A 22,159-nucleotide genomic window follows, 5' to 3' on the forward strand; every position below is an offset into this window, starting at 1 on the left:
CCGCCCCGCAAGGTGTCTCTTGCGGGGCGGCGTCAATCTACCGGGCAATGCAATTACCGGCAGGGCTGCCCGTTGAGCGTGAAGGTGGTCGGCGTCGGGTTCGCGCCGTTCCAATTGAGGTTGAAGCCAAACGTGACCGAGCCAGCCGGCGCAATCGTGCCGTTCCAGGCGGCGTTGGTGACTGTCACGCTCGCACCGGTCTGCGTGTAGGCGCCGTTCCAGAGGTGCGCAATCTGCTGGTTGCCGGCGAAGGTCCATGCCAGCGTCCAGCCAGTGATGGTGCTGGCGCCGGTGTTCGTGATGGTCACGTCCACCGTCGCGCCGCCAGGCCACTCGTTGCGCACCACGTAGTCCACGCGGCAGGCGGTTTCGCCGGCGGGCGGCGTGGGCGTCGGCGGCACAGGGGTCGGCGTGGGCGGGACGGGCGTGGGGGTGGGTGTTGATGGCGGCAGCGTCGGCGTGGGCGTCCCCGGTTCAGGTGAAGGCGTCGCCGGCGGCGTGACGCTCCCTTGCCCAATAAGCGGGTACTGAATCGTTTCCAGCAAAGCCTGTTTTTCAGCGTGCACAGTCGTCCAATCATCCAGCAAAATGCCGCCGGTATCGCCCGAATTCGGGTTGAGCGACCAGAATGTCCAACTCAGCCCTTTCTGCTGGATATAGGGCAAAAACTTTTGCAGCCATTGCTTGTCGCTCTCATCCACGTAGCGCGTGCCAAATTCACCAATCAGCAGGGGGGCTATGTTCTCGTTATAAATGTAGCCCCAGTAATGGTCCCACACCGCCGGCAAATTGTCAGGGTAGTTGGGGTCCGAGAACCACTCTTGTGGGAACACCGAGGCGGGGTATTCGTGTGGCGAATAGACCAGACGGTTGGGCACATTCAAGCGCACAGGATACTCGCGCACGCCCAGCAAATTGCCACCCCACCAGGTGCAATCAGCGTCTTTCCAGGGGTCGTTCTCACCACCAGGCCCATAGCATTCCACGCCTTCAACGATAATCAGCAAATCGGGGTTGATCGCCAAAATGGCGTTTCCAGCACGCTCCGCCGCCAGCCGCCAATCACGCGCTGGGTCGCCACAGCCCCAACAAGCATCGTCGTGCGGCTCGTTGCGCAAGTCAACCGCAACCACGGTATCGTTTCCGGCATAGCGGCGCACCAGCATTTCCCAGTCGGCGATCCAGCGACTCTCAGGGTAATCGGCGGTGTACCAAAGCCCACCTTCTTGCGCACTCGCCCCCGCATTGGAGCGGTGGTTATCCAAAATCACCTTCAAGCCCCGTTGTCCGGCGCCTTCGATAATCTTGTCCATAATTTCCAGCGAGGTCAGTCCCACCAAATCGGGGTTTTTGGAGTAATCAATCCCCGTCGGCATGGTGCCCGGATTCAGCACCTCATTGGAAAAAGGCAAGCGAATACTGTTGTAGCCCAGCGCTTTGATTTGATCGAGCACCTCTTCCCAATTGCGCGACCACAAGCCATGCACCACGTTGTTGCCCGTCTCAAAGCCAAACCAGTTGACCCCGCTAAACGCCACCACATTGCCATTGGCGTCGCAAATTTGGTTGCCGCATGTATGCAAATAACCGCTGGTTGCCGCTTTGGCAGACGGCAGCGGTGCCGAAGCCGACCAGCCCAGAAGCCAGGCGCTCCATACCACTGCCATCACGACCATACAGGCGTAGCGCCATGAAAAAGACCGCATATTGTTCCCCCTCTTTGTTCTTGTGTTGTTGCTGTGCAACGGCCGTTGCCGCTTATACAGAAGAAGGTTTTTCCGAAAAAATACATCATTCTGTAAAAGAAAAACGGCCCGTTTTGCAACGGACCGTTTCATTGAAAGACGAGTTATGTTTACTGCGAGCAAGGCGCTCCATTCAAGGAAAGCCCGGCGGGCTCAAATCCGGCCGCATTTCCTTGAAGCGTAAATCCAAAGGAGACATACCCGCCGGCAGGTACAACATGGTTCCAATCTGCATTGGTGACCACAACATGCCCCCCATTTTGCATAAACGAACCGTTCCACATGTTGGTGATGAGCGGGACAGACGCCCCCCAATCCCATTCAAGCGTCCACCCATCCACATCAGCCGGCTGGTTGTTGGTCACCACGGCGTTCACCGTTGCACCACCATCCCAACTTGATTCAACCGTGAATGTGACGGTGCAGGCATTCGCGTTTGTCGGCTGCGCCGGTTCTTGCCCCCACACCAGACGCCCGTCATAGTACACGGTGACACGTTCCCACTCCTGCCACGTCACCACATCCGCCCCAAAGGAGTAATCGTTGGTCTCATCCTGGGCGCTCCATTCAGCATCATGCACATTCACCTGAATGAACTCACCGTCGCCAACAGCCTTGCCGCCATAGAGCAAGCCAGCCCCATCTGTAAAGCCAACCTCAACAAACGTGTGTCCATCTGTTGTTTGCCCGGTTGCAACCGTCACATTCTCATTGCCCTGGGCGGCATAGTCCACTACGGCCTGCAAAGCATGCGCCGTTTCCGGCGTCAACCAGTAGCGAATGCGTAGTGCACTGTATGGAATCGTGCCGCCATCATTCACAAGACGAAACTGTGGGACAATCGTGGTGGTATCCCAAGCGGTATCTCCACGGCGATACTGCAACCGCACAGCGATATCCGTTTCGCCGCGCGCCTGCAAGAGGGCGTCATACAGGTCAATGCGCTTTGCTTCAGGGTGCTGCACCAGCGGACGCCCTGTCTGGCGCAGGGTGTTCACGACACACGCCACATCACACCCCGGCACGGAACGCAAAAGCGCCGCCGCACCAGCCGCAAAAGGCGTTGCCATGGAATTGCCGCTCCACACGGCATAGCCGCCATTGTAGTATGCCGAGAAAATCTCTCGCCCAGGGGCGTACACCTCCGCGACGCCATTCTGGAACGTCGAAAAGTCGGTGAGCAGGTCGTAGCGATCGGTAGCCCCAACAGAGACCACGCCATCATACAGTGCGGGATACCCCAGCACGTTGACGCCGCCCGCCGCTACAATCAGAACACCGTGCGCCTGGGCATATGCGACGGCCGCTTGCAAAGCCGGCGCATCTTCAGGCCCATGCCCGCTCAAATTGATGATGTCGGCGCCATGATCAACCGCGTAGAGAATGCCTTGAATAGCGTCGAAGTACGAGCCGCGACCATCGCTATCGAAAATGCGCACAGGCATGATACGTGCATCAGGAGCGACCATCGCCACAATGCCGGCCACATGCGTACCATGTCCTGCGGCTTCATCAATCGCCCCATCCCCATCCTGGTCAATGCCATTGGGGACATCGTCCGGCAGAGAGTCCCCATCAATCACATCGTAGCCCGGCACAAGCTTGTCCACCAGCAAGGGGTGATCCAGGTCTACGCCGGTATCCAGCACCGCGACCACAACGCCCTGCCCGGTTGCCAGCTGGTGCGCTTTGTCCAAACGCACCACGCCACGCGCCCACTGGTCGCCATATTCTGCGGGAACACCGTCAAAGCCAATGTAGCGAGGCTGTGCCGTAAGCGGCGCACCATCAAAACCAATGTACCGCGGCTGACTATCAAGGAGCACATCACGGCTCACGCTGAGCACACGCGCATCCGACGCAAGTTGTGCGCCCACATCGGCACTCGCCTGAAGCGCAACCAATGCAAGGGCTGGCACTTCACCCACCACCGCAACACCATACTCAGCCGCCAAGCCTGCCCCATCGACACCCGGCGCAAGGGTCACTAGCCAGGTGTATGTCTCAGGTGGCGCATCAGCCAAAACGTGCGCGGGTCGCCCCCATACGCATACGCCCAGCACAAGCACAACCAAGCCCAACAAACGCCCCCAGACCCGTCGAGAGACCATACAAAACCCTCCTTCGCTCCTCACACAAGACATTGCAGCCTCTTATTGAGGCCATTGAGGTCGATAAAACGGATTCCCCATGACAACGAAGGGCGCCCAGTAATAGGGGTGTGGATACCACTCACGGAGAACATGCTGAGCATGCCGCAAAGCACTGGCAACAGGCATTCCCGCCGCTAACGCCGCATAAAATTGCTTCATCAACTTGGCTGTCGAAATATCATCAACCATCCAGAGGCTTACAACAACTGAACGCGCCCCCGCCGCAAAGAAGCCGCGGCATAACCCCACCAACTCATCACCAACCGCCACATGCGCGCGTCCCGTTTCACAGGCGCTCAAGGTCACCAAAGGCGCCATGGTCTGCATTTCGTACACATCGCTGACAAAAAACCAGCCATCTGCCAACTTCAAGGCCGAAAAGAAAGGATTGTCCGAGCGAAAAACAGCATGCGTGGCCAGGTGCAAGCACGCCGGCGTTTGCGTCAACTCACGCAGCACATTGAGCGTGGCCGTATCGCCCACATACGCCGTTGCCTCGGGAAAAATGTGCCGCACAAAATTGACTTCGGCCTCAACATAGGGAACGGAGGCGTCGTGTATGCCGAGAAGAAGCGGAGGTTGTTCCACATGCGTGGGGAAGTCCTGAACCGTGTGGCAAAACAGGGTTGCACTTGGCGCATACGTCACAATATGTTGATCCAGGAGATACGTTTCACCATCCGGCGTCAAAGCGTGGAAGGGGATATAATGGAAAAGACCGTGCGGTACAATCACCAGGGTTTCAATGCCATCAAGCCATGTTTCAATAGGGGCTATCAGCGCCGCATACAATGTCCGCAAATCACGATGAACCGCTTCCCATAAAATGTGCTGATACCGTTGCCGATACTCGGTACCATACCCGAATTTATTGAAAGTAAACCGCAAATGCTGCAACGTTTCTTTGAGCGTGTCCATGTCAACGGAGAGCGAACGGGAGACAACCTGCTCATGGGTGATGCCAAACAGAATAACCTCACCCTCGCGGCTTATGTAAAATTCAAGGAGCGCACTCTTTGGGGGTAATGCTTGCTGAACGTCTTCGACGCGCACCGTCCAAACCGGATTGCGCGGCGTTGCCGCCATTTCGGGCACATGCCAATGTTTCAGCAAGCGCGCCAAACGCGCTTCACGGTCGGCAATCGCCGACATCAAGGTCGAGACCGGTTGGGCTTCGCGCATGCCGCTTTCCATCACCGTTTCGTAAAAGCGGTTGTAGTACCAATGCAACTCGCGCTTGAGGTCATCCATTTGCCGCCAGAGCGTCTTTTCATGGGGCGAAAGGTGTTTGTGCTGGCGCACCCGTTTTTCAAGCGAAAGGCGTGTCAACAAATCCAATAACGCACGCGATTTTGCCCGCTCAATACCCGAAAACGCTTCACGCTGCGCCTGCGGCGTTTGTTCTTCCAGGCAAAACTGCACAAATTTGTCGTACACGGGCAATTTGTCTTGCAAAAACGCCATTTGATACATCTCACTCTGCAAGCCCGCGTACATTTGCTCGATATGCGCAATGGCTTGTTTGTATGCCCGTTCCGCCTGGCGGCGTTGTCCCCGCCGATGCGCCACCTGCCCCAACCCAAACGCTCCACGATACGCCACGGGAAACACGCGCGCCATATCAACACGCTGAAAATGCGCCTGCGCTTCGTCAAGGTCATTGTCCGCTAGCGCCATTTCTCCCAGCAGCACATCACACTCAGCAACGCGCCCAACCACACCATAGTCGGCAAACCGCTCACGAGCCGCCAAGACATACGTCCGAGCGTCTTCCCAAGCCCCCTTGCGCCACAGCAAATAGGCGCGATGCAAGTCGGCAACCGCGCTCCACAGCACATTGCCCTGCTCACTGAACAGGGCTTGCGCCTGGTCGAGCGCCTGCAATGCGGCACACACATCACGCAGATGCGCCACCGCAATCGCTTCGTTCAACCACAAGCGCGCCGCCTCCCAGTTCATGGCATGCGCTTCAAAACAAGCGCGCGCCGCTTGCGCCGTCTCTAACGCTTCATGCCACAGATTGAGCGCCAGATAACAATCGCTGCGATGCAAATCCACATAGGCGACTTCCACAGGCAACGCTTGTTCCTCAAAGACAGAGCGCGCTTGCTGCAACAAGCGGAGCGCCGACTGGTATTGCCCCTGGGCGAAGGCCAGATACCCCATGTTCACATCAATCTGCGCGACCACCCGCGATTCGCCGGTATCCTCAAAATAGCGGCGGGCTTCACGCAGGAGCGCAACAGCTTCACGAAAGGCGTTCAATTCGGCGTGCACATTGGCATCGTTGATATTAACAATCATCAACCGACGCCAATCCCCCAACGCTCGGAAGGCTTCGCGCGCACGGGCATAACACTGACGCGCCTCCTCAAAACGCCCCAAACGCGCGAGCACATTCCCCCGATTCGAGAGCACCTTGGCAAGCCGCGCCTGATCGCCCACACGCACAAACACCTGCTCTGCTTGCGCAGAATAGTGTAAAGCCTGCTCATAGTGGCCGAGGTACAAAAGTGCATCAACATACCCCACCGTCACCCGCGCAACCGAGGCGTCGTCTCCGCGCTGGCGGTGAAGGGCAATCGCTGTCTCAAAGCACCCCACCGCCTGCTCATATTTCCCCAAATGGCGGAAGGCTTTGGCGCGCGTATAGGCGCTTTCTGCACGTACAGCGTCATCCTGCCAGACGCGCGCGCAGGCATCGAGAACATCGGCAAGTTGCAACGTGAGGTGTGGATTGAGGCGCTTTGTGCGCTCGACGGCGTCGTGTATCTTCGTCAACAACGCTTCATCCGGCTGGGGAACGTGGGTGCGCAACCACGCACACCGCGATTCCAAATCGGCTAAATCGAGGAGCGTTTGCACGGTGGGGTCTTCTATTTCGATATGGTCTTCTGGATTCATCGCCACTCGGATACCATCAACACTCAGCACTGGCAGACTCTTTCACATTGCGTTGGTTGATTCAAGCAGTCCCCTCAGCAGGAAACGCCTGCACATCCAAAGGTTCAACAACGATATCGCGCGTTTCAAGCAATATACGCATGGCGTATGTCCCGGCGGGAACAAGCGTCAGCCGAAAGTAGCCCATTTCATCCAACAGTACACGCCGATACACTTCGCCGCCCGCAAGCAATTGCACTTCTGTTCCCTCCAACGCCGCCACATCGCCGTCTCGCGGCAACACTTGGCCATGCACGGTAAACATCCCTTCTTCTTCCTCTTTGAGAATCTGGACATCAATATCCATGTCGTCCAGCGAGAACAGCGTTTGGCGCTCTTGCAAAGCACCACGCACGCCGGAAGGCGCCATACGCGACCAACTGTCAAACGTCAAAGATGCTGTGCTCACCAAACGATCCTGCAAGCGTGATTGATGCCGCTTGAAGGATTTCAACACACGTTTGAGCACATCGGGCGGCGGGTCAATCCATTCCTGTCCCTCAAATTCAGGGTCTTCAAACGGGTCATGTGGCGCGGGCATGTGTCTTTTCCTCCTTGCTTCGCATCCTTCTCACACGCCGCCGCTCCCCTCCTCATTTCAACAGAGCGCAACCGCGTGCGAAAAATACATCTTTGCCTCATGAATTTTCGGGTTTTGAGGTTTTTTCTTCTTCCATATCGGTCAGAATACGCCGCAACTTTTGCAGGCAACGACTCCGCGTCGGGCCAATGCTCCCCAACGGCATGTCAAGGAGTTCCGCAATCTCTTGATACGAAACCCCATCCTCTTCGTCAAAAAACAACAGCGCCAAAAGTCGGCGGCAACGCTCATCCAGGCGCTCCAACGCCTCTCGCAGAAGCTGTTGTTCTTCGCGCCGCATGACACGCTCTTCAACACGCTCTGGGTGCACCACAACAACATCCTGTATGTCGAGCATGGGCGCATCAGGCTGTGTGCGATACCGACGAATACAAACGCGCCGTGTCACGGTCATCAGCCACGATGAAAGCCGCCGACGATTTTGCAAGGTGTGCAGTTTTTCCAGCAAAATCAAGCAAACCTCTTGAAAGACTTCGTCGGCCACATGCTGGGGAAATCCAAATCGCAGGGGAATGGTGTAAATGAGGCGCGCATAGCGGTTGATGAGTTCTTCCCACGCGGCTTCATTGCCTTCCAGACAGGCTTGTACAAGGTCTTCATCCGAGCACGTCTCAAATGCCATCTGTGAAACCGTTTTCATAACAAGCCTCTTATCAAAAATGCATGCACTTGCTCGGAAAACAAAGGGCTGGGAAAAGTATACCGCACTCACGGCGGAAATTCAACCACTTGAACAGCCCAATGTGGGCGTTCGCTCGCTTCCCACTCCCGCATCTCTTTGTGTCCGCAGAAAACCTTACCAACGTTTTTTCAACCTGTAAATGCGCTTTTTCTCCAATTTTTTCGGGGCGCTTGCAGGGCTTTTCCCCCTCGCTCAAGGGGCGAAAGCCCCGCAAAACCCACTTGCCACAGCCCAAAGTCTGCACTATCCTCTTCACACACAAACCCACACCCAGCCAATCATGAGCGAACTCTGGCTCATCCACAGCAAACTGAAGCCGCCGCGCTTTCGCGCCCCGCTGCTCACACGCGAGGCACTCTTCGACCGCCTGGAAGAAGCCCGCCGCCACACGCTCACCATCGTGCAAGCCGGCGCAGGCGAAGGCAAAAGCACAACCCTGGCGCTCTTCGTCACGCAGTCCACGCTCCCCTTTGCCTGGTACACACTCGGACCAGAAGACGCCGACCCGCTCGTTTTCTGGTCGCACTTGGCGGCGGCGCTCGATAGCGTGCGTCCGGGTATCCAAGCAACCTTGCACCCCCTGCTTGTTCGTGCCCGTCAGGGTGAATTCCCGTGGGGGCTGATTGCCGAAGCCCTTGCCAACGCCGCCGAACAGCCCCCCACCGACTGCCTGCTCGTGCTGGACGACATTCATCACCTCGACGACCATCCCGAAACAGTGCGCACCTTTGAGCGCTGGGTGAGCCTTCTGCCGCCGACACTGCACCTCATCATCACCACCCGCCGACGCCTCACCTGGCCAACCCTCACGCGCTTTCTGGCGCAACGCCGCGCATGGCTCATCACCGAATCCGAATTGCGCCTGACCAGCGCCGACATTGCCGCGCTGTTTGCGCACCACGGCATCCGCCTGCGCCCCGACCAGTGCGAGCAACTTTACAACGCCACCGAAGGCTGGATCATGCCGCTGCAACTGCTGGCCGCCCACCTGCGCGGCGCCACCGCCGAGCGCGTTGATGAAGCGCTCCCCAACCTTGCGGCATCGCTCGATATGCTGGGCGACTTTCTCATGCACACGCTCATCGCCCCACTCCCCGCCTCGCTCCAACAATTTTTGTTCGACACCGCCATTTTGCGCGTGCTGGAACCCGCCGCCTGCGACGCCGTGCGGCGTCGGCGTGATAGCACCGCCCTTCTGGCGCAACTCGCCGATATCGGGCTCAACCTGGTGCAGATTGACGACCAGACCTATCGCCACCACCACCTTGTCCACGAATTTTTACAGCAAGAAGCCCAACGCGACCCCGTGCGCTGGCGGCTCTTGCACCGCCGCGCCGCCGCCTATTTTGCCCAGCATGGGCAGGCCGAAGAAAGCATAGACCACCTGCTTCAGGCGGAAGATTACGAAGCCGCCGCCCACGGCATGAGCATCGTTGCGCCCCGTTTGCTGGCGGAAGGGCGTTTCGCCCACCTGCGCCGCTGGCTGAACGCCCTGCCCGACGCCATTCGCGACGCCTGGCCCGACCTGCTCCTCATCCAGGGCGACGTGGCGCGCTTCACCAGCCGCTACGACGACGCCCTCGCGGCATACCGCCGCGCCGAAACCTGCTACCTCGCCCGCGACGACGCCATCGGGCAAAGCCAAGCGCTCAAAAGCCAGGCGCTCGTTTACATTGACACGGTTCACCCCGCCCCCGCCGAACAACTGTTGAAGCAAGCCTTGCGCGTTTTACGCCGCGAAGCCCCCACCGAAAGCGCCGACCTGCTGCAACTGCTGGCGGAAAACGCCACCAACCGCGGCCGCCCCAACCTGGGCGCGCGCTGGTACGCCGCTGCACGCCGCCTGGGCGCTCCCCCCAACACCGAACTTGAAGCCCGCATCCACCTGCGCAGCGGCCGCCTCGACGCCTGCCGCACCATTCTGACAGACCAGCACGCCGCCACCCCTCACCGTCCCGCCCGCACCCACCGCGAACCGAGCCTCTTGCTCGCGTTCGTAGACGTTCTGCAAGGGCGCACCACATCCGCACGCCAACGCGCCGCCGACGGGCTTGCGCTGGCGCGTCGGCTGCAATCCCCATTCACCGAATCGGTCGCGCATATGCGGCTGGGGCACGCCTGGCAACTGCCCCCGCTGGCGGACATCGCGCGCGCGCAACGCCATTACGAGCACGCCATCCGCCTCAACCGCGAACTGGCAATCCTGCGGGGCGAAGCCGAACCGCTTTTTGGGCTGGCATTCTTGCACGCGCACCACGGCGCCCCCGCCACCGCGCTGGAAGCCGCCGACCGCGCTATTCGCCTGGCACTGCGTGCCGGCGATGAATGGGTAGCCGCCATCGGGCACTTGGCGCGCGGCATCACCCACGCCCTGCACACCACCCCCGAAGACGCCGCCAGCGCCTTACACGAAGCCCTGCACCGTTTTGAAACCTGCCACGATATGTTTGGCGCCGCCATGGCGCACCTCTGGATGGCATGGACAGCCTATCACACCCACGACCCCGACACGTTCGCCGAACATGCGCCGCACTGGCTTGCCTACGCTATCACCGCCCCCGAACACCTGCACGCCGCCACGCTCTTTGGCCTGCGCGACCCCCAAGCCTACATCCCTCTGCTCATCCATGCGCGCGACCACTTGCTGCCCCCGGCGGCTGAGCGTGCACGCGCCCTTTTGCGCCAAACAGGGCTCCCCGCCGACATCGCACATCATCCGGGCTACACGCTGCATGTGCGGCTCTTTGGTCCGTTCGAGGTCTGCCGCGGCAAGCAGCCGGTTCCCGCCGACGCCTGGCGACGCGCCAAAGCGCGCCACCTGTTGGGACTGCTCGCCCTGCACCCCACCCCCTTGCAACGCGAAGTCCTGTTCGAGCACCTCTGGCCTGACACGCCACCCGATAACGCCGAAACGCAATTGAAAGTCACGTTGAACGCCCTCGCCAACGCCATTGAACCGGAACGGCCACGCCGGGCTGGCACATTTTTCATTCACCGTGAAGGAAACACCATCGCCATCCAGCGCGACGCCGTCGTCTGCGACGTGTGGCTGTTTCAAGACCTCATCGCCCGCGCCGAAGCCGAACCCGAAGCGGAACGCGCCATCGAGTTGCTCGAACAAGCCCTGGCGCTCTATCGCGGCGACGTGTTGCCCGAATGCCGCTACGAAGAATGGGCGTGGCCGCATATCGAGCGGCTGCGCCTGCAAGCGGTACGCGCCGCGGAATGGCTGGCACGCCTCTACCTGACACGGGGCGACGCCGAAGCGGCCATTGCCAGCGCCGAACGTGCGCTGGCGCTGGATACCTGTTGGGAACCCGCCTATCGCATTGCCATGCGCGCCTGCGCCATGTTGCACCGTCGCCCGCACATTGTGCGGCTATACCGCCGCTGCCGGGAAGCGTTGCAACGTGAGTTAGGGGTTGCGCCCATGCCGGAAACAACCGCGCTCTATGAGGCATTGGTGGGATATGCACATGATGCCAACAGGGGAGGCGTGGATACGCCGTAAAAACAAAGCGCCGCACCTCATTTGTGCGGCGGTTCTTGCGTCTCTTCCACACGCCAATCAGGCGTAAAAATGTCCTCTATCGCCAGCCCAAACAGTTCGGCAATTTTGAACGTCAGCGGCAAACTGGGATCGTATTTGCCGCGTTCAATGGCGTTCACCGTCTGGCGGAAACCCCCAGACGTTCCGGCACGGGCATGGCAACGCGCTCCTGCGTTTATGAGCGACGCGGCGTCAACCGATGGGTGCGGATGAGTGTTTCGAGAAACCCATCAATCGCCTTGTCCAGCAAATCGTACACCTCATCAAAATTGCGCTCGTAGTAGGGGTCGGGGACTTCCATGGGCGCGTTGGGGTCATCCAAAAATTCAAGAATGGGACGCGGCTCAATGTTCGCGCCCGTTCGGCGCACAAGCGAACGCACCGCATTCAAGTTGTCTAAATCCATGGTGAGAATGTAATCGAATGTGCGCAGGTCATCGGCGGTCAGCGCACGCGCACGGTGGTCTGGCACCGGCACGCCACGCCGTTGCAGTTCGCGAATCGTCCCGCGGTGTGGACGTTCGCCCACGTGCCACGAGTCCGTCCCCGCCGAATCCACCTCGATCACGCCATCCAGCCCCAATTGTGCGACCTTGTGGCGCAAAATCGCCTCCGCCATCGGCGAGCGACAGATATTGCCTGTGCAAACGAACAACACCCGGATAGGACGTTGTGCCATGACGCCTCCTTCTCTGCTTCGTTGGTGTCGGTGCTGTATGGTATGCGAATTGCACCAAGGCTCAAACAGACCCTGCCGCACAGAGAAAATCATGAACAGGATGCACGTCATACAGAACAGATGACATTCTACACTACGCCTCAAAGCCAAAGCGGGGTAGAGTGTGCGCGTCCTTTCACAACGGTGCCGTGCAGGTCAACCAAGGAGGCGCGCAATGGCAACTGTTCGTTGGGTCACGGTTCAGGAAATCTGGTGCGACCGTGTGCAAGCGCCGGCGGCACTACTTGAAGAGCGCGTCTATGCCGATGACGTCCAAACCGACATGACGCCCTATCAGGTGCGCGCCCGACGTTGTTCGCACGGCAAAATATGCAATATGGAAGGGTATCGCTGCCGCTGGTCGTTCCTGAACCCGTTTTACGACCCATTTGGTGTTGACGACTGACGAGGGGCTGCGTCAGTCTGGGCTTGCGACAGGCCGTACCACTGCGTGTTGCTGACAAGAGCGCACGGGGACACATGGGTCGGCGCACGCACTCTCCCTGTCTGCTGGCACCTCTCTCCGCACGCGGGGCGGGCTTCCGAAAGCCCGCCCTCCTCCTTTTTTGGACGATTGCTCACGAAGACCGTTTGAAGGCATAGCGCCCCTGGGTCGCCACGTCGAGCGCGTGCATGTCCTCCGGCGTGAGAACGCGCGGCGTCCCCACAGCATGCGCCAGGAGCATCATCCGGGCGGTGTCTTCCAGCACTTCCAGCCGCACGCGGGCTTTCGCCACACTTTCGCCCACCACCACAACGCCATGATTCTGCAACAGCACGGCCGGGCTTTCACGCAACGCCTCGGCGGTCGCCTGCGCCAATGCCGCCGTCGTCGGTGTAATGTACGGCACAAGCGGCACCTGCGCCCCCAAATGCAGATACGCGTCCGAAGTGAGGGGGGGCAACGGCCGCCCTAACGCGCCCCATGCGATGGCATAGGGGGGGTGCGCATGCACCACAACGCGCGCTTCGGGCCAAACGCGGTACGCCGCCACATGCAACTGCCACTCGCTGGACGGTTGCGCTGTATCGCTCAGGCGCTCGCCGTCGAGTGTCAGCGGCACCAGCGTCTCAGGCGTCAACGTATCCAGCGGTTGCCCCGTGGCGCTGATGAGCAAGCGGTCGCCCAGCCGAATACTCATGTTGCCACCACTGCCGCGTACCATTCCCGCCGCCACCATATCACGCCCCAAGCGGCACAAGGCTTCTATGGCTTCTCTTTGTTCCGCGTCTCCCATCGTTCTCGCTCCTTTTCACGTGGTTCTTGCCTGCGCCAGCGCGCCCATCCACGCAACGCCACATACGCCATACCCCCATACACCAGCACATACCCGCCGTCGGTGAGCAGGTGCCACCACCACGTGGGGTCATCCCACGCGGTGTAGGTGTTCACCAAATGGTCGGCATGCAAAAAAAGCAAGACGCCCAGCCCAATGAGCAGGCTCACCGCCAGGTCGAGCATCGTTTGGCGTTGCATGGCTCGCACGCTCCTCGCGTTGTGTGTGCACGCAGGCGGGCAAGTCCTACCCCGGCCGGCGTGCTTTGTCAAACCCAAGCACACAGTCCGACATGGGCGTTTTTGAGCGTTCTTACAAAAAACGATTGCAATTTTACATGAAATCTTGTATACTTTTTTGTACTAAACGACTGAAAAGTGCCATCAGGTGGTCGGCGTGCGCTCAACACCTCATAATATGCATGCAGAACTCGAAACACTGATTCGCGCCAAATATCCCATTCTCTACATTTGGGCAACCGAAGAACGGCGCGTTGAGGATGTTTTGCGCGACATCGCCGCTCGCCGCCACAAACATCTGTATGGGTGGAGCATCACCGAAGGCGTGTTCGACCTCTCCACGGTCAAGCCTGTGCCGGTTGCGCCGCGCGTGCGCGAACCCCTGCAAGTGCTCGACTACGTGGATTCTTCCGACGACGCCGCCATCTTCGTGCTGAAAGATTTTCACCCGTTCATTGATTCGCAACGCTTCCCGCTCGAAACCGCCGCCACCGTGCGCCGCCTGCGCGACATCGCCACCACGCTCAAAGAAAGCCGCAAAACGCTCATCCTGCTTTCGCCCGTGGTGGTCTTGCCGCCGGAACTGGAAAAAGACATCACCTTGCTCGATTTTTCCCTGCCCACCCTGGACGACCTGGCGGCGGCGCTCGACCGTGTGTTGCGCAGCGCTCGTCAACAAGGTTCGCGCTTGCGGGCGCTTCACCTGAGCGATGAAGAACGCGAAGCGATTTTGCGCGCCAGCAGTGGGCTCACCTGCACCGAAGCCGAAAACGTCTTTGCCAAATCACTCGTGCTCACCGGCACTATTGACATTGACATCATCAGCCGCGAAAAACAGCACATCATCCGCAAATCGCGGGTGCTCGAATACTTTGAACCCAACGCCGACTTTTCACAGGTGGGCGGCATGGGCGAACTGAAAGAATGGCTGCGCAAACGCGCCCATGCGTTCAGTGAACGCGCCCGCGCGTTTGGGCTTCCTGAACCTCGCGGGCTTCTTCTGCTGGGGGTGCAAGGCAGCGGTAAAAGCCTCATGGCAAAAGCCATTGCCAGCCAGTGGCATTTGCCGCTCCTGCGGCTTGACATGGGGCGCATTTTCGGCGAACTTGTCGGCGCGTCGGAACACAACATCCGCCATGCGTTGCGTGTGGCTGAAAGCATTGCGCCTTGCGTCCTCTGGCTGGATGAACTCGAAAAAGGGCTGGCGGGGGCGCACGGTGGGCGTTCCGACGCCGGCACAGCGGCGCGTGTGTTCGCCACCTTTTTAACATGGATGCAAGAGAAAGAAGCGCCCGTTTTTGTTGTCGCCACATCCAACGACATTCGGCAACTGCCGCCCGAAACGTTGCGCAAAGGGCGCTTCGATGAAATTTTCTTCGTTGATTTGCCAACCGAAGAGGAACGCGCCGAAATTTGGGCGATTCATCTGCGCAAGCGCAACCGCAACCCGGACGATTTTGACATCGAGCGGCTCGCCGCCGATAGCGCCGATTTTAGCGGCGCCGAAATCGAGCAAGTGGTGATTAGTGCGCTCTACGATGCGTTCGACGATGGGCGCGACCTGCAAATGCACGATTTGTTGCGCAATCTGACCAACACGGTACCGCTGGCGCACTCCATGCGCGACGAAATCAGCCGCCTGCGCGAATGGGCGCGCACGAACGCGCGCCCCGCCAGTAGTTGCGGGTGGCTGCAACCGTGGGAACTGGTTTCGGAATCGTAAGGAGCACACATGACGATGCACAGCATGACCCAAACGCTGCAAAACGGCTGGCAGACGCTCGCCCGCCTCTATCAAACCCACCGCACGCTGGTAGAGAACACGCTGCTCTCCGCCGCCATGACAACGCTGGTGGGGTTGATTCTGCACTACGAAGCCACTAGCACCTACCCGCCGGAGTGGCTCACCGTTCTGCTCCTTGCGACGTTTGGGCTGGGCGTGCGCGCCCCCGCCTGGGGCTACGCCGCCGCCATCGCCGTGCTCGTGTGGCCGCTCTGGACGCTTTCCCCCTACCTCATGGCGCTCTTCCTGGCGGTCACTGTGCTGGGGCACATTCCCATCCTCGACAATCTGCCGTGGGCGCTGCTCATCGCCGCCATGCCGCTGCTGGCGCAAGGCTATCTCGCGGCGCTGGCGCCTCTCGCCGCAGGGGTGCTTGTCGGCGCGCAACAAGGGGCGCTGGTTGGGGCGCTCGCCGCGCTCTGGATGAAGGTGTTTGCGGGCATGGTGGGGCTGTCGCCCGATTTGCTCACCATCAACGAACGTGCTTTTGATGCGGCGGTGCTGGTTGAACGTTTCGGCAACGCCAATTCGCTGGAAACATTGCGCCTGCTGGTGGCGCCTTTCGCGGTGGACAGCACGGTTCTGCTGCTGCATGTGCTGCAAATTGGCGCCTGGGCGCTGGCGGGCTACCTGGCGGGGCGCATACGGCAAAGTTTTCTGGCTGAACGCTCCCCCTGGCTGGCGGTGGGAAGCGCCGTTGGCGCAGGTGGATTGACGGCATGGGCGGGGTTCTACGCCTTGCCCATCTGGCTCGGGCTGGCGACGCCCGCGCTCATTCGCCAAACACCATGGACAACCCTGGGCACACTGGGGGCGATGCTGCTGAGTGTGGCGCTCTATGCGCTGCTGCATACCTTACGCAAACCACCGACACCGCGCCGCGTTCACGTTCGCCGCGGCTGGTCGGCGCATGTGTCGCAACCCGCAACCGAAAGTCCCACACCCAACACTGCAGAAGAGGAAGACCTGATTATGATTGAGTTGGACTGAGAAGGCAGGTGATGAGATGAACCAAACAACACCACGCACACACACACGTACCTATCGCCGACGCCGCACGAGTACCGGCTTGTCCTTGCCTTCGGTGCTCACCATGGCCGTTGGGCTGGGTGTGGTTGCCTTGCTGGTCGTTCTCTTCCCGCTCGATTGGGTGCGTGCCCCTACCGTCAACATGACAACAGACCAAACGGTCTTCTCGCCCAATGGTGATGGGCAACTGGACGTGGTGACGGCCTTCTTTGAATTGTCGCAACCCGCCAACGTCACCGTCGAGGTACTGAATAGCGTCGGGCAACGTGTGCGGACGCTGATGAATGAACAACCGCTCCAAGCGGGACAACACTCCTTTGCGTGGGACGGGCGCGATGAAGGCGGCTTCGTTGTGCCCGACGGTACGTACCGCTTGCGCATTATCGCCGCCGGCACGATGCGGTCGAGTGAAGAGAGCGAGCCCGTGACGGTGGACACCACCCCGCCGCCGCTCGTGCTGGCAAACATTGACAAGGAAATCGTCACGCGCGAAACATCCTTCACGCTGGAAGGCACCACTTCACCCGACGCCCTTGTCTGGCTGAACGATGAGCCGCAACCCATTGCGGTGAACCCGAACGGTGTGTTCCGCGTCGTGCGCCAACTTCCCGAAGGGACAACAACCTTCACGGTGCGCGCGGTGGACATCGCCGGCAATACCGCCACCTCAACGTTCGACGTGACGGTGCGCACAACGCCGCCCAACGTCACCATTCTGGAACCGCAACCCGAAGCCTGGTTGAACACCAACCCCGTCACGGTGCGCGGGCAAGCCCAACCGGGCGCGATTGTGACAGTCAACGGCAAGGAAGTTCCCATCAACGAAGATGGGCAATTCAGCGTGGACGTGGTGCTGGAAGAAGGCGATAACGCCATCATCGTCGAAGCCCGCGACGAAGTGGGCAATGTGAGCCACATCGAGCAGATTGTCCACCTGCGCACGCAGGGACCCACCATCACCCTGACGAACCTGACGGACGGGCTGAAAGTCTCCTCGCCCACGCTGCGCATTGCCGGCCAGGTTGATCCCGGCGCCTCGCTCATCATCAATGGGCAAGAAGTGCCTGTGGACAGCCGCGGCAATTTCAGCGCGTTGCTCACGTTCGCCGAAGGCGATAACCTCATCACACTCTCGGCGACCGACCGCGCCGGCAACACCACCACCATCCAACGCATGGTGCGCTACACGCCCGCCGGCGTCAGCGGCGAAAGCCCCCTGGCAAGCCTGAACCTGCCCAACGACGTGGTGGCACAGCGCGTGCTGCTTGGGCTGGCACTGCTGGTGCCCTTCTTCCTGCTGGTGGTGTACTGGATGCGCCCCTTGCACTTTTCCTTGTCGGTCGAAAACCCCGTCTTCTATCCCAACCGCCCCGACGATTCGCGCCTGCTGGTGATGAACCTTGACCTGTCGCGTCCCGCCCGCGTCACCATCCGCGTGTACGACCAGATGGACAACCTGGTGGCCACGCTGGTTGAAAAACGCAAGCACCGCCGCGGCGACCACTTCCGCCTGTGGGACGGGCGCGATGAATACGGGAATGTGCTGCCAAGCGGCTCGTACCTGGTGGAAGCCACGGCTGACACGCGGTTTACCACGGTGACCAGCGCCGTGTGGGTCTATGTGGATGCCACGCCGGTGATGCTGGGCACGGTTAGCCAGCAAGCCGACCGACAGGAGCATGCATACGTCGAAGGGGAAATTGTGGACACCGATATCTAGCCGAGACAAAAGAGACCTGGCGGACGCACCACGCGACAAGCCAGGTCTCTTTTCTTTTTGATGACAATGTTGCAGGGTGAAACACGATGACCAGAAAAGCCTGGATTGAGATAATTCCCATTGAAGAAGCCGACGAACGCCTGGCGGCGGTGTACGCCCAATGCGCCGACCCGCAAACCGGTGAGCCGGCGCATATCATGGCGATTCACAGCCTCAACCCCCAATCCATGCTCGACCACCGCAGCCTCTACAAAACACTCATGTATGGGCGTTCTCCCCTGCGCCGCGCCCAGCGTGAGATGATTGCACTGGTGGTGTCAGCCGCCAACCACTGCAAGTACTGAATGACCCACCACGGAGCGGCGCTCCGTCGGCTTGTGAAAGATGAAACGCTGGTGCGCCAGTTGGCTGACGATTACACCCAGGCGCCCCTTTCGCCTGCCGAGCGTGCCATGCTCGATTATGCTGTGAAACTTACGCGCACGCCCTGGGCGGTGGATGAAACCGATATTGCCGCCCTGCGCAACGTCGGTTGGGACGACCGCGCCATTCTCGACATCGCGCAAATCACCGCCTACTTCAATTATGTCAACAGATTGGCGGAAGGGTTGGGGATTGTGCTCGAAGACTACTGGCAAGAGGATGACATTCTGGAATGAGCCTCTGCGCGAGCAGACAATGCTCATGAAGCCCTGGTTGGTTTTGCCTAACCACGCTTCTTTACGCAACCACCAAAGGCGTAAACAAGCCGGCGAAGCGGTCTTCCAGTGTGGCAAGAATCTCGGCGGCGCTCTCCTCGTCCAAAGGCGATGACACCAGCCGCATTTGCCCCGGCGCCTGGGCATGCTGTAATGTGAGCACCGTCACCCCGTCGCCCACCTGCACAGGGAATTGTTGCCCGCCAACGTGCAGCCGATACGTCCCCATGCGCGGTGTCGCGATTTCCAGCCCGCCCACGCCATACGCCGCATCGGTTCCGCTCAACGTTGTGAAAACCCGCCCATCGGGCGCATGCAGACGCACCGTCACCCCTGGAAGGCTCAGTTCAGCAGCGAGCGCCCGCCGCCGTGCCGTAAATCGCTCTTCGCGCAACAGACGCCACGCCAGCGTTTCTTCACCTTCCAGCGCAAAAGTGGGCTGTTCCATCACATCCAGCAGCGCCAGCCGAAGCGCTCCCGCCTCTTCAACCGGCAGCCAGCGCGACACCAGGCGCACCGACTGAGCCGCATAGCGCCCTTGCACCAGTTCAATCCCCGTGTAGAAGTGGCGCAAAATCGCCTCGTAGGAAGCGCCCTGCGCCGCCATCGCCATCGCCCCCGTCTGGCACATGCCGACCCCATGCCCACGCATGGGTTGTTGCGGGGCAGGACACATCACACCACGCAAGTAGGGCACGCTGTACTGCGGCCAAACTTCTTCGATACTGCGTGTGCGCCCATCGCAAGCGGCAAAGTAGAGCGCGTGAATGATTCGCCCCTGGAACACCGCCACCACGCCCGCCGTCGCCTCAATGGCTGCATCACTCCGCGGGTCGGTCGCAGGCGTCCAAACCTGGCAATGCGTGGTGGTGCAGAGGTCGGCGTCGGCTTCGGGGTGGCGACGCGCGGTCAAGGCATAGCAACGCGCCGCCACCGCCTGGGCTTTTTGCGCTTCCAGCGGCGCGCCTGCGCCAATTTCGTGCGGCACAACCCCGCGCAAATAGGTTTCCACGGGCATGGCGCGCACCGTACCGTCGGGCATCAGCAGCCGCACACTCGATTTGAGGTTCATCAGACACCACCTTTCGCACTGCGCTCATTCCACACGCAACAGCACAACGCCGCCAGGTTCCAGCATGAGGGGCAAACGCCCATCCGGGTCGGGCGTGAGAATGCGGTCGTTCAACACATCGGCGAGCGGTACGGTGGTCGGCATCGTCAAGGTCAATGTGCCGGCATGCTCAAAGTCTGTGTTCACCACCAGCATGAAGCGGCGGGACGTCTCGGCTGCCTGGCGTGTGAGCACCCAAACAGCGCCATGCGTTTCAAACGTGAACGTGCCGGGGCGGGAATCCGTGAACAGGTCTGCGTAGGCATGGCGCACGGTGTAGAGCCGCGTCAGCCAGGGGATGAGCGTCTCGGTGTTCAACCAGGGCAACGCATGCGGGCTGAACAACGCCAGTTTCTCGGTCGTCCAAAAGCGCAGTTCTTCCGCCGTAAAATCAATCCCCGTGTTGACGGGCGCCGTTTCGCCCACTTCAAACCCATTGTGCACCCACGGCACTCCCGGCACAAACGCATGAATCGCCGCCAGCACGCGGCTCCGCCGCACGCCCCCCGTGAGCGCCGCCACGCGATGGGTGTTGTGGTTCTCGCCCGCCGCCAGTTGTAATTCGCGCATGCCCTGCGCCGCCACATCGGGCAAGAAGGTGCGCAGCGCCTCGAACGATTGGCTGATGAGCGTCATCGGTCCCATGGCGACGTTGTAGCCGCGCGGGTCGCCGGTCAGGCTGGCATCAAAGTTTTCTTCCCAAAAGGCAAAATCGGGCTTGGCGGCACGGGCTGTTTGCATGATAGCCTGTTTGAGGTCGGCGGGCAACGCGTGTCCCATGTCCAGCATCACGCCGTCCACATCAAATTCGGCAATGTAATGGGGCAGAATGCCCACAATGTGCGCCCACAAATCGGCAACGCGGTTTTCAGGCGTCGCGAGGTCGGGCGGGTAGAAGCGCACCGTGTTGTAGGCAATGTAGTTGTAGTCGGGGTGGTCGTACAGACGCAGATAAGTGACATCCGTCCAGGGGGGTTGCCCCTCGGTGGGCGGCCAATCGGCGAAAGCGCCGGGGATACGCACCAACGTGCCATCGGGCAAACGCCCCCGCCAAGCGCCCGTTTCTGTCTTGAACAGGCTCTCGCGCGGTGGGGGCGGGGTGAACATGGCGCGATAGACCGCATGCGGGGGTAGCGGCGCACCGCCACGCCGCCCCACCCAAGCCTCAATCGTCGCCAGTTCCTCGGCGGTGAAAAGCGGCAAGCCATACGCACGTTCATCGGTGCTGCCTGGTGCGCGGTCGGGCACATCGGCGCGAATCCAGTAGAACCATTCAGGGTGTTCAGCCGCCCAGTCGCAATCCTTCGCGGCGGTGCGGAACACAAATTCCACCACCACACGCATGCCCAGCCGGTGCGCCGCTTGCACAAACGCCCGGAATTGGGTTTCGATGGGCACGTCGAGCGCCGGCTCGCCCAACATGTCATCAAGCAGATAGGCGTTGCGGCTGGCGTAGGGCGAACCGAGCACGCCTTTGCGACCATCGTTGCCAATGGCGTTGACGGGCAACAAGTGCAAGGTGTTGACGCCCATGGCACGCAGGCGCGGGAGCAACGCAATGGATTTGAGGAACGTTCCCGTTTCACGCCAGCCGTCGGGGTTGAGCGGCAACGTCAATTCGCCGTCGCCGTCATGGTCCCACGCGGTTGCCAGGCGCACAAAGAGGTTGTACGCCACACTCTGGCGGCTCCACGCCCCAGCCTCACCCTGGGGCATGGGGATAGGGGGCGCGTCGAGAAGGCGACGCACCACATCGGCATACGCATCAAAGGGGTTGAGCAGGCGCTCACCGGTTGCCTGAGGGTCGAACCAGCAAGCAGGCACCGCATAACGCGCCACCGACGTGCGGCGGCGCGTCAACGCTGTCAACAGGGCTTGCAACGCATCAACAGGTTGGCTCATCGTGATTC

17 protein-coding genes are annotated in these 22,159 nt (G+C 60.4%); 6 read left to right on the forward strand and 11 right to left on the reverse strand.

Translation table 11 applies throughout. From position 1 onward, the window contains the following. Positions 1-53 precede the first annotated feature (53 nt). The 5 genes from SE16_RS06115 to SE16_RS06135 all read right to left on the reverse strand — a co-directional run bounded on the left by SE16_RS06115 (position 54) and on the right by SE16_RS06135 (position 8,082). On the reverse strand, positions 54-1,706 hold the full coding sequence (locus SE16_RS06115) for a cellulase family glycosylhydrolase (RefSeq protein WP_060687355.1): 1,653 nt from the start codon (positions 1,704-1,706) through the stop codon (positions 54-56). 149 nt (positions 1,707-1,855) lie between these two features. Beyond that, on the reverse strand, positions 1,856-3,856 hold the full coding sequence (locus SE16_RS06120; protein WP_060687356.1) for a S8 family serine peptidase: 2,001 nt from the start codon (positions 3,854-3,856) through the stop codon (positions 1,856-1,858). Positions 3,857-3,898: 42 nt separating this feature from the next. Further along, a complete protein-coding gene (locus tag SE16_RS06125) occupies positions 3,899-6,802 on the reverse strand; it encodes a CHAT domain-containing protein (RefSeq protein WP_152918189.1) in 2,904 nt (967 codons plus the stop codon). Positions 6,803-6,863: 61 nt separating this feature from the next. After that, positions 6,864-7,382 (reverse strand): carboxypeptidase-like regulatory domain-containing protein, encoded by a 519-nt coding sequence (locus SE16_RS06130; protein WP_054493769.1) that lies wholly within the window; start codon positions 7,380-7,382, stop codon positions 6,864-6,866. A 97-nt stretch (positions 7,383-7,479) separates the two neighbouring features. Next, a complete protein-coding gene (locus tag SE16_RS06135) occupies positions 7,480-8,082 on the reverse strand; it encodes an RNA polymerase sigma factor (protein ID WP_054493770.1) in 603 nt (200 codons plus the stop codon). Between the two features lie 322 nt (positions 8,083-8,404). Here SE16_RS06135 and SE16_RS06140 point away from each other — a divergent pair, with 322 nt between their 5' ends. Beyond that, positions 8,405-11,635 carry a BTAD domain-containing putative transcriptional regulator gene (locus tag SE16_RS06140; protein WP_160317024.1) on the forward strand — a complete coding sequence of 1,077 codons (3,231 nt, stop codon included), beginning with the start codon at positions 8,405-8,407 and terminating at the stop codon, positions 11,633-11,635. Between the two features lie 17 nt (positions 11,636-11,652). Here the strand turns inward: SE16_RS06140 and SE16_RS06145 are convergent, their stop codons facing one another. Next, positions 11,653-11,853, reverse strand: a complete 201-nt coding sequence (locus tag SE16_RS06145; RefSeq protein ID WP_054493772.1) for a helix-turn-helix transcriptional regulator — start codon at positions 11,851-11,853, stop codon at positions 11,653-11,655. Further along, a complete protein-coding gene (locus tag SE16_RS16475; RefSeq protein WP_054493773.1) occupies positions 11,850-12,353 on the reverse strand; it encodes a low molecular weight protein-tyrosine-phosphatase in 504 nt (167 codons plus the stop codon). The genes SE16_RS06145 and SE16_RS16475 overlap by 4 nt, the downstream gene beginning before the upstream one ends. Before the next feature lie 214 nt (positions 12,354-12,567). On the opposite strand from SE16_RS16475, the gene SE16_RS06155 reads away from it, so the two are divergent. Then, positions 12,568-12,798, forward strand: coding sequence for a hypothetical protein (locus SE16_RS06155; protein WP_054493774.1), 231 nt, complete (start codon positions 12,568-12,570; stop codon positions 12,796-12,798). A gap of 172 nt (positions 12,799-12,970) precedes the next feature. Here the strand turns inward: SE16_RS06155 and SE16_RS06160 are convergent, their stop codons facing one another. Further along, on the reverse strand, positions 12,971-13,630 hold the full coding sequence (locus SE16_RS06160) for a class II aldolase/adducin family protein (protein ID WP_054493775.1): 660 nt from the start codon (positions 13,628-13,630) through the stop codon (positions 12,971-12,973). Next, the gene (locus SE16_RS06165) at positions 13,600-13,869 is read right to left on the reverse strand and encodes a hypothetical protein (RefSeq protein ID WP_054493776.1); all 270 of its coding nucleotides are present in this window, start codon (positions 13,867-13,869) and stop codon (positions 13,600-13,602) included. The genes SE16_RS06160 and SE16_RS06165 overlap by 31 nt, the downstream gene beginning before the upstream one ends. 217 nt (positions 13,870-14,086) lie before the next feature. Between SE16_RS06165 and SE16_RS06170 the strand changes: the two genes are divergently transcribed. The 4 genes from SE16_RS06170 (at position 14,087) to SE16_RS16610 (ending at position 19,099) form a co-directional block, all read left to right on the forward strand. Next, positions 14,087-15,631: an AAA family ATPase gene (locus tag SE16_RS06170; RefSeq protein WP_060687358.1), complete on the forward strand. Its 1,545-nt coding sequence runs from the start codon at positions 14,087-14,089 to the stop codon at positions 15,629-15,631. A 9-nt stretch (positions 15,632-15,640) separates the two neighbouring features. Then, positions 15,641-16,681 carry a hypothetical protein gene (locus SE16_RS06175; RefSeq protein ID WP_054492328.1) on the forward strand — a complete coding sequence of 347 codons (1,041 nt, stop codon included), beginning with the start codon at positions 15,641-15,643 and terminating at the stop codon, positions 16,679-16,681. A 16-nt stretch (positions 16,682-16,697) separates the two neighbouring features. Beyond that, positions 16,698-18,440: a FlgD immunoglobulin-like domain containing protein gene (locus SE16_RS06180; RefSeq protein ID WP_054492327.1), complete on the forward strand. Its 1,743-nt coding sequence runs from the start codon at positions 16,698-16,700 to the stop codon at positions 18,438-18,440. Between the two features lie 86 nt (positions 18,441-18,526). Continuing rightward, positions 18,527-19,099: a peroxidase-related enzyme gene (locus SE16_RS16610; RefSeq protein WP_305765005.1), complete on the forward strand. Its 573-nt coding sequence runs from the start codon at positions 18,527-18,529 to the stop codon at positions 19,097-19,099. Positions 19,100-19,160: 61 nt separating this feature from the next. Here SE16_RS16610 and SE16_RS06195 read toward each other — a convergent pair whose 3' ends face one another. Further along, entirely contained in the window at positions 19,161-20,210 is a 1,050-nt protein-coding gene (locus SE16_RS06195; protein ID WP_054492324.1) for a SpoIID/LytB domain-containing protein, read from the reverse strand. A gap of 24 nt (positions 20,211-20,234) precedes the next feature. Continuing rightward, the gene (locus tag SE16_RS06200) at positions 20,235-22,151 is read right to left on the reverse strand and encodes an alpha-amylase family protein (RefSeq protein ID WP_054492323.1); all 1,917 of its coding nucleotides are present in this window, start codon (positions 22,149-22,151) and stop codon (positions 20,235-20,237) included. Positions 22,152-22,159: the final 8 nt, after the last annotated feature.

Source organism: Ardenticatena maritima (assembly GCF_001306175.1).
Classification (GTDB): Bacteria; Chloroflexota; Anaerolineae; order Ardenticatenales; family Ardenticatenaceae; genus Ardenticatena; species Ardenticatena maritima.